15 protein-coding genes are annotated in these 15,899 nt (G+C 50.5%); 7 read left to right on the top strand and 8 right to left on the bottom strand.

Going from position 1 to position 15,899, the window contains the following annotated elements; genetic code table 11:
- Positions 1-56: 56 nt before the first annotated feature.
- Together apt and BZG75_RS00630 are read right to left on the bottom strand one after the other, a co-directional pair.
- Positions 57-602, bottom strand: a complete 546-nt coding sequence (gene apt, locus BZG75_RS00625; RefSeq protein WP_021022485.1) for an adenine phosphoribosyltransferase — start codon at positions 600-602, stop codon at positions 57-59.
- Between the two features lie 37 nt (positions 603-639).
- Complete coding sequence (locus BZG75_RS00630) at positions 640-1,107, bottom strand: YbaN family protein (RefSeq protein ID WP_077460150.1); 468 nt, start codon at positions 1,105-1,107, stop codon at positions 640-642.
- Positions 1,108-1,525: 418 nt separating this feature from the next.
- On the opposite strand from BZG75_RS00630, the gene BZG75_RS00635 reads away from it, so the two are divergent.
- The gene (locus BZG75_RS00635) at positions 1,526-1,909 is read left to right on the top strand and encodes a conjugal transfer protein TraR (protein ID WP_021022488.1); all 384 of its coding nucleotides are present in this window, start codon (positions 1,526-1,528) and stop codon (positions 1,907-1,909) included.
- Between the two features lie 136 nt (positions 1,910-2,045).
- Here BZG75_RS00635 and BZG75_RS00640 read toward each other — a convergent pair whose 3' ends face one another.
- Complete coding sequence (locus tag BZG75_RS00640; protein ID WP_077460149.1) at positions 2,046-2,693, bottom strand: YccT family protein; 648 nt, start codon at positions 2,691-2,693, stop codon at positions 2,046-2,048.
- A gap of 87 nt (positions 2,694-2,780) precedes the next feature.
- Positions 2,781-3,800, bottom strand: a complete 1,020-nt coding sequence (locus BZG75_RS00645) for a porin (RefSeq protein ID WP_077575879.1) — start codon at positions 3,798-3,800, stop codon at positions 2,781-2,783.
- 536 nt (positions 3,801-4,336) lie between these two features.
- Here BZG75_RS00645 and dinG point away from each other — a divergent pair.
- From dinG to BZG75_RS00675, 6 genes are all read left to right on the top strand, one after another.
- Entirely contained in the window at positions 4,337-6,409 is a 2,073-nt protein-coding gene (gene dinG, locus BZG75_RS00650; RefSeq protein ID WP_077575880.1) for an ATP-dependent DNA helicase DinG, read from the top strand.
- Positions 6,410-6,423: 14 nt separating this feature from the next.
- On the top strand, positions 6,424-7,197 hold the full coding sequence (locus tag BZG75_RS00655) for a sulfite exporter TauE/SafE family protein (RefSeq protein ID WP_077460146.1): 774 nt from the start codon (positions 6,424-6,426) through the stop codon (positions 7,195-7,197).
- A 42-nt stretch (positions 7,198-7,239) separates the two neighbouring features.
- Positions 7,240-7,794, top strand: a complete 555-nt coding sequence (locus BZG75_RS00660; protein WP_242413560.1) for a primosomal replication protein — start codon at positions 7,240-7,242, stop codon at positions 7,792-7,794.
- 55 nt (positions 7,795-7,849) lie between these two features.
- Positions 7,850-8,776: a histone deacetylase family protein gene (locus BZG75_RS00665; protein ID WP_077460145.1), complete on the top strand. Its 927-nt coding sequence runs from the start codon at positions 7,850-7,852 to the stop codon at positions 8,774-8,776.
- Complete coding sequence (gene rsmS, locus BZG75_RS00670; RefSeq protein WP_077460144.1) at positions 8,773-8,949, top strand: pleiotropic regulatory protein RsmS; 177 nt, start codon at positions 8,773-8,775, stop codon at positions 8,947-8,949. The genes BZG75_RS00665 and rsmS overlap by 4 nt, the downstream gene beginning before the upstream one ends.
- Positions 8,950-9,562: 613 nt before the next feature.
- Entirely contained in the window at positions 9,563-10,993 is a 1,431-nt protein-coding gene (locus BZG75_RS00675) for an alanine/glycine:cation symporter family protein (protein WP_077460143.1), read from the top strand.
- Positions 10,994-11,070: 77 nt separating this feature from the next.
- Here the strand turns inward: BZG75_RS00675 and BZG75_RS00680 are convergent, their stop codons facing one another.
- From BZG75_RS00680 to BZG75_RS00695, 4 genes are all read right to left on the bottom strand, one after another.
- Positions 11,071-11,274, bottom strand: a complete 204-nt coding sequence (locus BZG75_RS00680) for a hypothetical protein (protein ID WP_021022497.1) — start codon at positions 11,272-11,274, stop codon at positions 11,071-11,073.
- 104 nt (positions 11,275-11,378) lie between these two features.
- Positions 11,379-12,110: a 3'-5' exonuclease gene (locus BZG75_RS00685; protein ID WP_077575881.1), complete on the bottom strand. Its 732-nt coding sequence runs from the start codon at positions 12,108-12,110 to the stop codon at positions 11,379-11,381.
- Between the two features lie 9 nt (positions 12,111-12,119).
- Positions 12,120-13,997 carry a DUF294 nucleotidyltransferase-like domain-containing protein gene (locus tag BZG75_RS00690; protein WP_021022499.1) on the bottom strand — a complete coding sequence of 626 codons (1,878 nt, stop codon included), beginning with the start codon at positions 13,995-13,997 and terminating at the stop codon, positions 12,120-12,122.
- A gap of 161 nt (positions 13,998-14,158) precedes the next feature.
- Entirely contained in the window at positions 14,159-15,775 is a 1,617-nt protein-coding gene (locus tag BZG75_RS00695) for a BCCT family transporter (protein WP_242413565.1), read from the bottom strand.
- Between the last annotated feature and the right edge of the window lie 124 nt (positions 15,776-15,899).

The following is a 15,899-nucleotide window of genomic DNA, read 5'->3' on the forward strand; positions in this document are numbered from 1 at the left end:
TCAATTGGCTTCCTAGTGGCTGATAAATGACCCAAGGCCCAGCGTCGTGTTCACCATTAATGGCCGGCAAACTCGCACAAACTGTACACACTAACGCCAAGCGCCGTCAGTTTTTCCTCACCGCCAATATCCGGTAAGCTAATCACAAAACCAGCGTGTTCCACGGTGCCGCCCAACCGACGCACTAATTTGACCGTGGCTTCAATGGTGCCACCGGTGGCGAGCAAGTCATCGATCACCAGCACTTTATCACCGTCATCAATGGCATCACTGTGGATCTCAAGCGTATCTTCACCGTATTCTAGCTGGTAATTTTCGCTGATCACCGCCCGTGGCAATTTGCCTGGCTTGCGCACCGGCACAAATGGCAATGCCAGCGCTAAGGCCAAGGGCGCGCCAAATAAAAAGCCGCGCGATTCGGTGCCAATCACCTTGGTAAAGCCTTGATCCCGATACTTTGCTACCAGGGCATCAATGGTGGCCTGGTAGGCGGTCGGGTCTTCCATCAAGCTGGTGACATCACGAAATAAGATGCCTGGCTTAGGGTAATCAGGAATGGTTTGAATGCTTTGTTTAATCACATCCAAGTTGTCGTTGCTCATGGCCAATTCTCATCGGTAAAAAACGCAAACCGCCATGTTATGAATTTTCGGCCGTACCAGCAACAGATTCCGTCTCAGGCAGGCGGAGAAACCAGCATAAGAGCACAATCAGGCAAAGCAGTAGCATGCCTTTTAACCAGAGCGCTGGCACCATGTACATTGAGAATGAGAAACTGGCCACGATCATCACCGTTGCCCGCTTTTTGACCCGCCGGCTGATGGCGCGTTGTTGATACCAGTCAGTCAATATTGGCCCGAACGTTGGATGGGCATGAAGCCAATTGGCGATACGGGGAGAGCCGCGCATAAAACAGCCGCTTGCGAGCAACAAAAACGGGGTTGTTGGTAACACAGGCAAAAACGCCCCGGCGGCACCGAGTGCGACCCAAAACCAACCCAAACCGTTCCACGCCCAACGCCAAGCGACGGATGGCGCTGGCGGCGCGGGTGTTCTTTGTCGCTCTTTTGACTGTGGCGCGTTTGACTGCACCGCTTTTGACTGCATAGCCAATTTGCCCTTATTGCTGCGCGTCACCAGGGTGACCCTCTTACCCTAGTGTAGTGATCCAGCCGCGATGGGTACAGGACGAGCTTAGGAAAAATGAGGCAGTATGGAATAAGGCGGTGATTAACCGCCAAATACAATCCCGAGCCAAGTAAGGCTTGCGGGTAAGGTGGGGATCAGTAAGACCAACAAAAAGCCGATAAAATACTTTAGGTTATAAGGTTCTTTAAATTCGTGACTCATAAGTTACAACGCTCACAACAACATAACATCAGTGAGCATCTACTATAGCCTAGCTTGGCCCCGCTAAAAACGGACGTTTTGTAAGGTTTTAATCCGATTATTGATTTACATCAGGGTAACAACTTGGTGCATTGGGTCATGATAAACGTCATTTAGCCAATCAAGCGAACTGACCATGGATACAAATACTCTTGCGCAGCTGCGGCGTAAGCTCACTCGTGAGCGTGCCGAGCTGATCGCCACCTTAACCACGCGTTTGCGTGAAGACTGGGACAAGCATTGCGACACCCTAACTGTCACAGAGCTGATCAAAGAAAGCCAAGGCCTACCTGGCGCAATTCGTTGCCTCGGTGAACGTCTGGAAAAAGTCGATGCGGCTTTGTGTGCCATGGATTTGGAAATTTACGGATTGTGTGCCGATTGTGAGAGTGACATTCCACTCGATGATTTAATCAAGGATGCCGCGGAGCAGCGCTGTCCGCAGTGCCGCGCATCAAACTATTATCACCACGATCCGGCCACTCGCCGCGCGACAACGGGCCCCCGTAAATCGGTGTGAGCCCAGGTCGACTTTCGCTTGTCTCACCGTGGCTTAAACGGAACGCGCCCAGCATCAGCTGGGCGCGTTTTTTTATTGACCGTGTAAAGCTGTCAAGTGGGTGATACTGACTACCACGCCTCCCTCGAACACGCGCTTAATCTTGATCAATGATCCAACGACGGAAGGTTTTACGCTCTTGGTCGCTGGCTTTGGTGTACCAAAGCTTAAGCTGCGACAAGGCATCGCCTTTAATAGAGGCTTGTCCTTGGTCGTCCACCTCGACTAACACGTCGTTAAGGTTTTTGCTTTCACCTTGGTCGATAATAATACCGTTCTCGCGGTTGTACTCGGCCACCAGCGCTTCCATATCGGCGTAGGCGCCAAAGCCATCACCTTTAAGCTCGACGGCCTCTAACGGCATTACCTCGCCATTATCAAACTCAGCCTGCCATTGTGGGTTATCATCAAAATAGCTGGTCGCTTGGGTTTTCACCCTTAGGTTGGTATCAATGTTAATGGTGGCATCGCGGCCATCAACGTCCAGCTCAAACAAATACGGGCGCGAGGTAAAAATCACCTCTTTACTTCCTCGCTTTACTTCGCCATCAAAGCGCATCACCAACTGGTGGGTGCCATTAGCAAGTTCAATGGTCTGCTGCGGCGCCCAGTTGTCAAAACTGACTTTGCTGCCATCCACCACCAAAAATTCAATATGACGGGCGGAGGTAATTTCCGCTGCATGAATGGTACTTGATGCCATCAGTGCACCCAGTACCAATGCGGCTTTTGTTAACTTCTTCATTGTCACTCCAACGGTAAGACGAAAAAAGCCGCCCTAAGGCGGCTTTCATAATCAGTGCTACAACTTAGCAATAGGGTTTAAGCTCAATTAGAACTTAACTTCCATACCCGCTACGTAACCAAAGTCTTGGTCATCACCGTCGCTGTCGCCAACTTCTGCGTATACATGCGCATTGCTGTGCAGTGCATAAGTCACGTTTGCATAGTAACCGTTAACGTCTGATGTGTTACCTTCTTCGTCTTTGTTGTCGTAACCAACAGCAAAGGTGGTTTTGCCCATGGTGTAGTCAGCAGCAATAGACATATAGTCAGTGTCAGTATCGTCACCGTCGATGTCCGAAGAGGTACGGCCAACAGATGCCGCTAAACCAACGTTTTCGATACCCGCATATTCGATTTCAAAGTTGTATGCATCTTTGTCATCGTCGCCATCACGGCCAACATTGTCTGCTTTTTGATAGTAAACACGTGCGTCAACATCTGCGAAACGATAACCTAGACGCGCTTCATATACACGCACGTCATCACCGTCACCAGCATAGCCTTCCGTGCCGTTTACAACGCCGTTGTCGTCAAAGCCATCACTTTTATCATTATAGGTCGCAGCACCGTAGAAAGTGCCGTTGTCGTAGACGTATTTACCAACTTGAGCAGCTTGCTCATAGTCTGCACCAAAGCTGTTTGCTGATAGCTCGTAATCTTTAGTGATGCCAGAATCATCCATCAGTAGGTATTGACGACCGGCAGTAAACTGACCCCAATCACCTTTAAAACCAACATATAGCTCATCGTTTTCGACGTTCGAGCGGCTTTCGCCTGTAAGCTGGTTGTCGTTGCTGTTGGCATCATTCATTTCAAATTCAAATGCCATTGCACCGATAACAGAAAGCTTATCTGATACTGCAACTTCAGTGTTAATCGCAAAGTCGCCGTCGTCTAACTTCCATGCACCGTCACGATTGTTACCGATTTCTTGGATATACTGAACTTCAGCGGCACCTGATGCGTCTACTTTAACGCCTTCTGCGTCATACAGGTTGATGCTTGCTGATGCTGAGCCAGCAGCCAGCAGAGCTGGTACTGCCATTGCTAGAATAGTCTTTTTCATGGTTAATCCACTGCCTTTTCTATTTAGTCATTATGAGTTCCTTCATGGAACTCTGTTTTATGGTGACTGTCACTCTGTTATCAGCAGCAAACGCTGCGAAGCACAAAATGCCAGTTCACTGAAACTTCGTGGCTAATCGTGCAGAACATTTGAGGTTCTGTCAACTGGCTGGAAGCGCATTACAAAATAGACAAAAAACACTTAAAAACAAACAGATAGGAAACATCAATGAACTAAGATCACAGTTTAAACCTCGTTAGCAGTGTGCGTTGATGAAATTTAACAACAACCCTTTGCGATATAAAATTCTGATTACTGCTTTTTATTATTTTATTTTTAGAATAAAAAACTAATCAATAGCTTAAATACGGCTTTTTGTTAATCAAACGGCAGATCAGCAAGATAGCAGCGAATGGTTCAAATTAAATTCGTGACCAAGATCTCATATCTGTAAGGAAAACTTACATTTCGCGATCGTTTTCACGTTTTTTCCCCGTGTTATACTGGGGCTTATCCTTTACTACTCGGACCTGTTGATGCTCAGCCCTGCCGTAAAATCAGACATTCGCGCGTGCTACCAGACGCTACAAGACCAACTTCCCCACTTTATTCCGCGCAAAGCTCAAAACTATTTAGTGGCAGAGCTGGCCAAAACCTTGGCGGGTGATTATGACCCCAAGCGTCGGCTACTGGTGGCCGAGGCCGGCACTGGGGTGGGCAAATCAATGGCGTATTTGATGGGCGCGATTCCGTTTGCGCTTAACAACAATAAAAAAGTGGTGGTGTCGACCGCAACCGTGGCGTTGCAAGAGCAGCTCGCCGATAAAGATATCCCGTTTTTTCATCGTATCTGCCCCAAGCCGTTTGATTTTATCTTGGCCAAGGGGCGGCAGCGCTATTGCTGTGCACACAAGCTGAGTGCAGTGACAGAGACCGAGAGCATCCAAGGGGCGCTATTTGCTCAAAAACCCAAGCGCAGAGAGCAATTGTTGCTGAATGATCTTTACGTTGCCCTGAGTCGAGGAAAATGGGATGGCGACCGCGACAGCTGGCCCAAACCGATTGCCGATCACCTATGGCAAGCGATCGCCTCTGACAAACACACCTGCCATGCTGGCCTGCCCGCTCACCGTGGTTGCCCCTTTGCCAAAGCACGCGAGGCAATGGATAAAGCCGATGTGGTGGTGGTCAATCACAGCTTGCTGCTCGCCGATCTCGAACTCGGCGGCGGGGTGATCTTGCCCGAGCCAGAGCAGTGCCTGTATATGATTGACGAGGCGCACCACCTTCCCACGGTGGCGCGTGACTTCTCAGCGGCCAGTGCCAGTTTGCTCGGCGTGGTCGGTTGGCTAGAAAAGCTGAACCAAGCCGCTACCAAGTTGGGAAATACCGCGGATATGACGCGCGCACACCGCTTTGTTGATAGCTTACTCGAGGCGATACAAACCCTGATCCCAGGGTTACGCGAGGCAAAAAACATGCTCAGTCAACTGTCGCTCAACGACGACGGTTGTTATCGCTTTGCCGACGGTGAACTGCCCGAAGCCCTGATTGCGCCCAGTGAACAGCTTAAAACCGCGAGCAAAAAAGCCCATCAGGCATTGGGAAAGATCCATGATTTGATCAATGAGCGTCTGAAAGAAAATGACATTTCTGCCAAACTGGCTGATCCGGCGCTCGCCGAAACCGCGTTTTTCCTCCAACGGTTAGAAAATTTAGAAAAAGTCTGGACCTTAATGGCCCAACCGAATGCCGATAAAGGCGCACCGCTTGCCCGTTGGGTGCAAGCCTGCCGTGAGCGCGAGGGGGATCTTTGGGTGCATGTCTCTCCCTTAGAAGTAGGCTGGCGTCTGGATCAAATGCTCTGGTCTCGCGCCGCCGGGGTTGGACTGTTTTCTGCGACCTTGCGCGCCCTGAATCGCTTTAGCTATTTTTGCCGCCAAGTCGGACTCAGTGAAAGCGACGGTTCGCGTTATTTAGCCTTACCCTCGCCATTTGATTACGCCAATAAAGCGCGCTTGGTGATCCCAACTATGCCTTGTGAGCCGCAAGCCAGTGCCTTTACGGCGGCGCTGAGCGAGAAAATTATTGAGCACCTAGAGGGCGAGCGAGCGTCCTTGGTATTGTTCGCCTCTTATTGGCAGATGAAACAAGTCACCCAAGCCATTGAGCAAACGGTCACACAACGCGGCTGGCAACTGCTCTGTCAGGGCACACAATCACGCACGGCGCTATTAAAGGCCCATCAGCAAGCAGTCAGTGCGGACAAAACCAGTATAATTTTTGGCACCGGCAGTTTTTCCGAGGGCTTAGATTTGCCCGGTAACTTATTGACTAATCTCATTATTACGAAAATTCCCTTTGCGGTCCCCACTTCTCCAGTGGAAGAAGCTCACGCGGAGTATATTGAACGCTGCGGTGGCAATCCGTTTTTACAAATCGCGGTCCCAGAAGCGAGTAAAAAGCTGGTGCAATCAGTCGGTCGTCTACTGCGCAAAGAGGAAGATTCTGGTAAGGTAGTGCTTCTTGACCGGCGCATTATCACCCGCAGATATGGCCAATCTTTACTCGACTCGCTGCCGCCATTCAAACGCGTGATCGAACCTTAAATTAACGAGTGACTATGCTTGAATTGATTGATCTTTCGACCTTAGTGATCCTAGGGCTGACTGCTTTTGTCGCCGGCTTTATCGATGCCGTCGCCGGCGGTGGCGGCATGCTGACTGTTCCAGCCCTGTTATCACTGGGTTTGCCGCCCCATGTGGCGTTAGGTACCAACAAACTGGCCGCGACCTTTGCCTCCAGCACCGCCGCCTTTACCTATTATAAAAAACGTCTTTTTTCGCCTTTATTTTGGCAACACGCGTTTTGGGGCACCTTGATTGGCGCAACCGCAGGGACTTTACTGGTTGATGTGCTAAGCACTGAATGGTTAGAAAAAGCGATCCCCGTGGTGGTGCTTGTGGCAGCGATTTACACCGTTTGGCATCCCCACCCTAAGGGAGATAACAACCAGCTCCCCGCGCGCTGCTCCAAGCTACCGATGAAGCAATGGAGCCAAGGCCTGTCGTTGGGCTTTTATGATGGCGTTGCCGGTCCGGGTACGGGCGCGTTTTGGACGGTGTCTACCATGTCGCTCTATCGGATGAATATTTTGCTCTCTTCCGGACTGGCGAAAGCGATGAACTTCACCAGTAATATTACCTCATTGGTGGCGTTTGCGCTTTTGGGCCATGTGAACTGGGCACTCGGGCTGACCATGGGCGTATGCTTAATGCTAGGCGCGTTTATTGGCGCCCACTCCGCGATTCGTTTTGGCAGTCAGTTTATTCGACCTATTTTTGTGACCGCGGTGGTGATTTTAGCCGGTAAACTGGCCGTTGATGCTTGGTTTTAATCGCCGTTATCGTCGCCGCTGTGCGTGACTGAGAGACCCATAATGAAAGCGCAAATCGATGCAATGTGCCAACACCTTGAGCAACTGGCCAATCAAGCCGCCGAGGTCGACCGACGCCGTGGCGAAGCCCGCGCACCTTTATTCGCGACAACGCTTTTTCATTGCAAAGGCAAATTGCTCACACCCTGTGTGAACGAAGCCCAAGGATTGCTGGCAGTGATGCAGCGCGATCACCAACAAGGGGCGCTGACCGATGCACGTGCGACCCATATTTGCGACACCTTGTTATCGCAAATCACCGCGCTACAACGTGAACTGGCGACACAGCCGTTACGTAAGCAAGAGCAAGCCAAACGCGGGCCACGACGCCAGGCGATTGGTGAGCTTTATCAAGACTTAGCCAAGCACCAAGATTGGGAGCGTCGACTGGCCGATAAACTCCGAGACGCCAATGCCAGCGTCGAGATGGCATCGACCCCTGCGGTGCGTCAGCAGTACCAAAAACAAGTGCTTGCCTTAGAACAACGCCTAGCACGCTGCACCAAGGCGCGAGAGCGTATCGAAACCACGATCAGTTACCGTGAAAAAAAATCGTGATTCACGTTCAGCTCACACCAAGCGTCAAACCCGAGCGCTCAACCAGGAGAGATACGTGCTGCCATTGATTTATCATCCGGTGTACTCGGACTTTCCCCTTCCCGACGGCCACCGCTACCCTTTGCAAAAATACCGATTGTTGTTTGAGCGGTTACAACGCCTGGCGTTACCGGTTGAATTTCATCAACCGATCCCGGCCACTCGGAAAGTGATTGATGCTGTTCATGATCCCGCGTATGTCAGTCAGTTGCTGGCAGGGGATCTCCCCTTAGTCAAAATGCGTCGGATTGGTTTTCCATGGAGCGACGCATTGATCGCGCGCAGTTTAACCTCGCTCGGCGGCACCACACTGACGGTCGATCACGCTCTGGATTCAGGCCTTGCTATTCATCTCACCGGCGGCTATCACCATGCGCACTACGACTTTGGCAGCGGCTTTTGTTTATTTAATGATTTGATGATTGCCGCCCGCCATGCGCTCACCCAGCCAGGCATTGATAAGGTGATGATTGTCGATTGTGATGTACATCATGGCGATGGCACCGCCGCCTTGGCCGCCGACCACCCCGATATTGTGACGTTTTCTGTCCATTGCGAGAAAAATTTTCCCTCACGCAAACCGCCCTCCGATTTGGACTTGCCCCTGCCAACAGGCACAGGCGATCAGGACTATCTCAGCGCTTTTTTGCCCTTGTTAGATCTCGCCCTCGCACAATACCGCCCTGATATGGTGATTTATGATGCGGGGGTCGATGTCCACCAAGCCGATGCGCTTGGCTATTTGGCGTTATCGACCGAGGGCATTTATCAACGCGATAGCGGGGTACTCTCACGCTGTGCCAAGCATGATATTCCGGTCGCCGCGGTGATTGGTGGCGGATACCATGACTCGCACACCAGTTTGGTGCCGTTGCACGAACAACTCATTCAAGCGGCCCTTATTCACTTTGCTGATTTTGCATCCAGCCCGGAGGTATCATGACTAACCCGCACGCGTCGACACCAAGCGCCTTAGAAAACGCTCCTGATGACGTCAAACTCGCTGTCGATCTTATTTACTTGCTCGAAAACCATGCCATTGATCCAGATACCGCTTTATCTGCGATTGAGATGGTGAGACGCGATCTGCTGGCGAAAAAAAACTCACCTCCCTAATCAATTAGGCATGCGGCCGCTACTTTTTCTGACAAAAACGGTTGGCGTTTCCGAATGGCTTGCATGCTTACCACTCGATTTTGCTGATATTACGTGCTGTCGATCACATTTTGTTCAGTCTTGACAATGTGAATAAATAGTCATTATTTACGCTATATTATTTACCTCCTTGAACCTGGACTGCTTTAACATCAAGCAATTAGCCTGCAAAGCATTACATTTTGGTTACAGTTTTTAGTGCTGTTATTAACACATGCAACCGATTAAAAAACCAACACTTCGCTAATCATATAGTGTTTTGTCTCACAAATATCGGTATTATCCGGCGTGCTCCAATTAGTGTACCGGTGCGTTAAAACATCGGCATGGCTAATCAAAGCGCACTCTGGCAACAGCCGAGCATGGATTCAAAATGCTGTTGCAGACTCAACGTCCACTCGTCATATCAGGCCTTGATGCATGACTTTCTCGAGTGACGCGTTGCTCACCTGCATGGATGGCAGCGATCTCACAAGGACAGTGGTTGTCGACCCTCGCATTCGGTAATCATCGGGTTATGGCCCGAGCAACAACCGTGCAAGGCGTCTCCCAACAGACAAAACAGAGTTTAATGATGGAACTACTTAAAAATCTATTTGTGTCCGTAGTCGATACAGGTAACGGCCTCCTTTGGGGCAGCGTACTGATTTATCTTTTGATTGGCTTAGGCTTGTACTTCACGGTGCGATCAGGCTTCATTCAATTCCGTAACTTTGGCCACATGTTTAAACTGATGGCAGACAGCCGTAATGGCGCATCAGGCGGGATCTCGTCGTTCCAAGCATTCAGTACCAGTCTTGCCGCGCGTGTCGGCACCGGGAATATGGCAGGTGTCGCGGTGGCGCTGTATCTTGGTGGCCCGGGTGCTATTTTCTGGATGTGGCTAACCGCCCTGGTGGGTATGGCCACCAGCTTTGTCGAATCCACTCTCGCGCAAGCGTACAAAGTGAACCACAACGACAAAACCTACCGTGGAGGCCCGGCTTACTACATCGAAAAAGGCTTGGGTCAACGTTGGCTTGGGATTGCATTTGCCATTTGCTTGATTATCGCCTTTGGTTTGGCTTTTAACGGGGTGCAATCGAATTCCATTGCCGCAGCCATGGACACCGCGTTTGGCTTTAATGATCTCGCTGTCGGTATCGGTCTGGCGTTGGTCACCGCACCGGTTATTTTTGGCGGCATGCGCTCAGTCGCACGCGTTGCAGAGCTGATTGTCCCCTTTATGGCACTGGCTTATTTATTGGTTGCTTTGGTCGTGGTTGCCATGAACATCGAACAGCTTCCCGCCGTGATTACAACCATTGTCAAAAGCGCATTAGGCTTGGAGCAGGCTGCAGGCGGTGCCATGGGCTATGCGATCGCGCAAGCAATGATGCAAGGGATTAAACGCGGCTTGTTCTCAAACGAAGCCGGTATGGGTTCAGCCCCTAATGCTGCGGCAACGGCAACTACCAAGCCGAATCATCCTGCCGCGCAGGGCTACGTTCAGATGCTGGGTGTCTTCGTCGATACCATTGTCATTTGTACCGCGACCGCATCGATTATCTTGATCTCGGGCATGCTTGAGCCTGAGAGCGGCCTGACAGGTATTGCACTGACGCAAGAAGCCTTGGTCAGCCAAGTCGGTGATTGGGGCGCTGCCTTTATCGCCATCGCGATTCTGCTGTTTGCCTTTACCTCGATCATTGCCAACTATTCGTATGGCGAGTCGAACATCGAATATATCTTTAAGTGTCGTAAAGCCATCTTGTTGTATCGTATTGCGGTGCTCGCAATGGTGCTGATGGGCGCGGTGATGGATCTGCCACTGATTTGGAGCTTTGCTGACTTATCAATGGGGATGATGGCCGTGATTAACTTGGTCGCGATTGCGCTGCTGTCTGGCGTCGCGTTCGCCTTGATGAAAGACTACGAAGACCAGCGTCGTGCGGGTAAAAACCCGACCTTTGATCGTACCAAATTCCCGAAATTGGATAAGCAAATCGATAAAGACGTTTGGTAATGCCAAGACGATAGAACAAAAAAACCACCGATGATTCGGTGGTTTTTTTATTGGGCTCACTTTTTAAGGCGATGAACTTACACGCTCAACCAATACCCGATTAATAGCGTAAAAACCAGACACGCGCCGGCGTAAAAACCCAACTCAATTTTACGCGCTGTCATGTCTTCTGCTTCTTCCGGTTTGAGCGTCAATCCCCAATAGGCAAAGCCAACCGACGATGATAACAACAGCACCCCGAGACCGAATGCCAGCCCCTCTACTACGTGGATCAATGTCATTTGTGTTCCTCTTACTTTCCGTCACTGGCTTGTAGCACGCAAATTATACGCCTTGTCGACGAATACGGAAACCACACGAGAAACGTTCATTGTGTCTTTGTTTATTATCGCCATAACTCACTAATGGGTGTATCAGGCGAGAAGTCGTGTGCAATTTGTGCCTGTAGTAGTTCGGCAGTGGCGATTGCATCGGTAAGCGCATGGTGGCTTTGATAAAACGGCAACTGATAGCGCTGCCGACTGTCAGCCAAGCGAATCGATTCCGGCGGCCGACGGGCTATCCAGTCAGCGAAGCTACGCTTGCCGGTGCGATGCTTCCAGGCTTCTAATTCCATGGTATCGACCATGGGGAAAATAATGCCCTCGCCTAGCCGCTCTTTTATCGCACGATCCAAAAACTCGCGTTCAATCCGGCGATAATGCACCACCACCACTGAACCGGCCAGCGCGCTGAGTAGTGGCTCAATCACATGGGAAAAATCCGGTGCATTGACAATGTCGGAGTGCGTGATGCCGTGAATGACAATCGACGATTCGGCAAGTGGTCGGTTGGGGTTCACAATCCAATGCTGTGCCTGTTGGCAGCGAATACGATTGAGAGTAAAAGGCACTAAGCCAATACTGACAATCGCATCTTGCTGGCTATCGAGCCCCGTTGTTTCAAAATCAAGCGCCACAAACGGCACTTGCGAAACGGGCGTGTCGGGTGACACCCATCCTTGCTGATAAAAGGCCTGCAAGGTTTCGTGCTGCACGGTCTCGCGTTTCGTGTCTAGCATCGCACGCCAGTCTACCTGGTCTGCATCCTCTTTTTTCCTAAGATTAAAGTGGAACATATCCTTCCTTTACGACCGATTGGGCTGATAGCGGAATTTCAAAAATTTCTGGGCATTACTTAAAATCTGAAAGGCGTCTTTTAAATTACGGCGCTCAAAGTCAGATAAGTTCTCTGGCTCAATATTGTTATCAGGTTCACGATCCGCTTCTATATCTAATGCTTGGTGACGGATCCTGACCATCGAAATAAACTCCATCGCATCGCGCAGATCGGGACCGCGGCCTTTGGGTAAGATCCCTGCTTCGATAATATCGTCTAAACGCTCAAACGAGTTTTGCGAGCGCGAATCGGTCGCCAATGCATGAACACGTATCAAGTCGGCTAAGGGTGCGGTACCACGCCGCTTTAAGTTAATCGAATTATTGTGGCGACCGTCTTGCTCCATGACAAAATCTTTAAAAAAGCCTAATGGTGGAGTGCGGTTCAAGGCGTTACGCGCCATGGACGCCAAAAAGCGATTATTGCGACGGGCGCGACGACCCACGAAAGCTTTAAGTTGCTCGGCCCAGTTCGTGCGACCATGCACCCCATCCAAGTCGAAGAAAATATTACTGTCGAGCAGTGAACGCGGGCTAGGATTATCTATCCAATCGGCAAAGCATTGCTCCCATTGTTTCAGCGTTTTACGCCACTCGGGGTTGGTCGCCATGATATTACCGGTGCAGTAAGTATAACCACATGCGTTTAAGCCATCAGAGACGCGCTTAGACAGGGCTTCAAAATACGCATTGTGTTGGCCATGATCGTAGTTGTCATCAAGGATAATTGCGTTGTCTTGGTCGGTAACAATCAGCTGCTCATCACGCGCCATAGAGCCCATCGCCAAAAAGCAATAAGGCACAGGCGGCTCACCCAACTCTTCTTCGGCAAGCTCTAAAAGACGCTGCTTAAAACTGCGTCCAATCACCGACAGTGCCGAGCCAATCATATGCGAGTTGGCATCTTCATTGACCATGCGTACAAAGCAATCTTTGACCTGCTTAGATAAGATCACCAAATCCTCGACCGACTGCTGACGGAAAATACTCGCCACCAAGAACAAGCTGTTTTGCGACTCGTAGCGTGCAATATCAGACAAGGCAACCACACCAATCGGCTTACCGTGCTGTAGCACCGGCACATGGTGCAAGTTGGAGCGCAGAATGGTCAGCATGGCCTCAAAAATATACGCATTATGATCCAAGGTAATCAACTGTGGCGACATGATCTCCTGAACCGGCGTTTCATAAGGCAAACCTTCTGCTAACACCCGGTTACGCAAGTCTCGATCGGTAATAATCCCCAGTACCGGTTTGAGCCCTGTTTCTGGATTGGGCTCATCACCCATGACCAAAATCGATGAGACGGTTTCTTGCGACATCACTTGCGCGGCATATTGCACGGAGTCAGTACTGGCAATCATCACCGGGTCGCGAATAATCAGTTTCTTCACTTTGGAGGTGGTGAGATCATTGGCTTCATTGTGGCTTGATACCGCTTGGCGCAAGCGTGTTCTATCTTCCACCTCGACAAAATCGGCAAAATGCTCAAAATCATCAAACAAGCGATTAAACGTTGCTTCCGGAATAAAATAGATCAAAGTGTCTTCAATCGCTTTCGCTGGCATCCGCACACGATTGTTCATCAATAGACCCATTTGGCCAAAAATGTCGCCCTCGGATATGCGGTTATACAGGGTGCCATTACGGCGAAACAGCTCGACAGCGCCGCTACGCATGATCGCCAAGTCGTGAATTTCATCACCGTAAGCAAAAATATCGGTGCCTGCACGGAAATAACTGATCTCAATGCTGGTTGCCACTTCTGCGACCACCTCTTCGGGCATTGAATCAAATGGGGCGTACTGTGCAAGAAATGTTGCAATCTCGATTTGTTCAGCTTCCATAGCGCTCACCTAAACGTGCGATAATATCGTGGTAGGACACAGTGAATCAGAATGTCCGTTGGCTGTGACACAGTGTGCCGTATCACTTGCCATAAAAAAAGGCAGCCTCGAAAGCCTGCCTTTTCTATCTTAGCTAACTATCAAGCAGTTAGCACACTTCTTTATTTTGCACGCGGCTCAGAAGCAAGGCCTTTAAACAAGGAGAGCGTCGCCACCAGCAAGACCACCGCGAACGGGAAGCCCGTCGAAACCGCCATTGCCTGTAACGCAACAAGCCCGCCGCCGAGGATCAGTGCGATCGCGACCAGGCCTTCGAAGGTTGCCCAGAAAACGCGCTGCGATACCGGTACGTCCATTTTCCCGCCTGCCGAAATGGTATCTAGCACCAAAGAGCCGGAGTCAGACGAGGTAACAAAGAAGACAATGACCAAGATAATACCGATAAACGAGGTAATCTCTGCTAACGGCAACCCTTCTAGCATGGCAAACAAGGTCAGCGACAACTCTGCGTCAACCACTGCGGTATACCCTTCATTGACGAACTGGTTAATCGCGGTGCCACCAAATGAAGTCATCCACAATACGCTCGCGGCGGATGGGATCAGCAGCACACAGGTAATAAACTCGCGAACGGTTCGACCACGTGAGACGCGGGCAATAAACATACCCACAAATGGAGACCAAGAAATCCACCATGCCCAATAGAACGCGGTCCAACCTTGGGTAAAGTTGGCATCCTCTCGGCCAAATGGCATAGCCAGCGCCGGCAGGTTCTGTAAATACGCCCCGAGGTTACCAAAGAAGCCGGTCAGAATCGCTAACGTTGGCCCGACGATAATCACGAAAAGGAGGAGTAAGAACGCCAGGCCTAGGTTGATCTCAGATAAACGCTTTACCCCTTTATCCACACCTGCTACGACCGAAAAGATCGCCAACGCAGTAATGCCGATCACCAGCAAGACTTCAGTGGTGGCCCCCAATGGTGTATCAAACAAATAATGCAAACCACCGGATGCTTGTGATGCACCAATGCCAAGCGAAGTAGCAAGACCAAAGAGCGTCGCGACGATAGCTAAGATATCAATCACGTGACCGGTCCAGCCCCAAATACGCTCACCAAACAGCGGATAAAATACCGACCGAATGGTCAAAGGAAGCCCTTTGTTATAAGCAAACAATGCCAAGCCGAGTGCTAATACGGCATAAATCGCCCAAGGGTGTAAGCCCCAGTGAAAAATGGTTGCCGACATCCCCAGCCGACGCGCGGCTTCGGTATCACCGGCAGCAGCCCCCAAAGGTGCCCAGTCGGTACGTAGACCATCAGTACCCGTTGCGGTCCCTTGTAACGCCGTTTGGAAATGGGTTAGTGGCTCAGAGACACCATAAAACATCAAACCAATGCCCATACCGGCGGCAAAAAGCATCGCGAACCAGCCAGCATAGCCGTAATCCGGTCTGGCCTCAGTGCCCCCCAGCCGTACCTTGCCTAGTGGTGAGACAATTAGCACCAAACAAGCGATGACAAAGACATTACCGGTTAAAAGAAAGAACCAGTCGAGATTTGCGGTTAACCAAGCACGCATCTGCTCAAAAATCGGGGCCATTTGGTTTTGGAAAGCCAACGTCACAAACACAAAGGCCATAATTACCAACCCCGCGACCATAAATACGCGGTTATGAATATCAAAGCCAAACGGGCCAAACTTGAGGGCAACGTTGTCCTGACCGACCTGATAATCGGTGTCGATCGGGTTCACCTTCCCGTCTGGTGTCATCATATCTTCATGGCTTTTATCGCTCACACGTAAACTCCTTACTCCGTCTACTCGGCAACCTGTCATTATTGCTAAACGCTGCCTGGACGACACTCGATATCGAGGTAAACGTCAGCACGCAAAAAGA

This window comes from Salinivibrio sp. AR640 (genome assembly GCF_001995405.1).
In the GTDB taxonomy this organism is placed as follows: domain Bacteria; phylum Pseudomonadota; class Gammaproteobacteria; order Enterobacterales; family Vibrionaceae; genus Salinivibrio; species Salinivibrio costicola.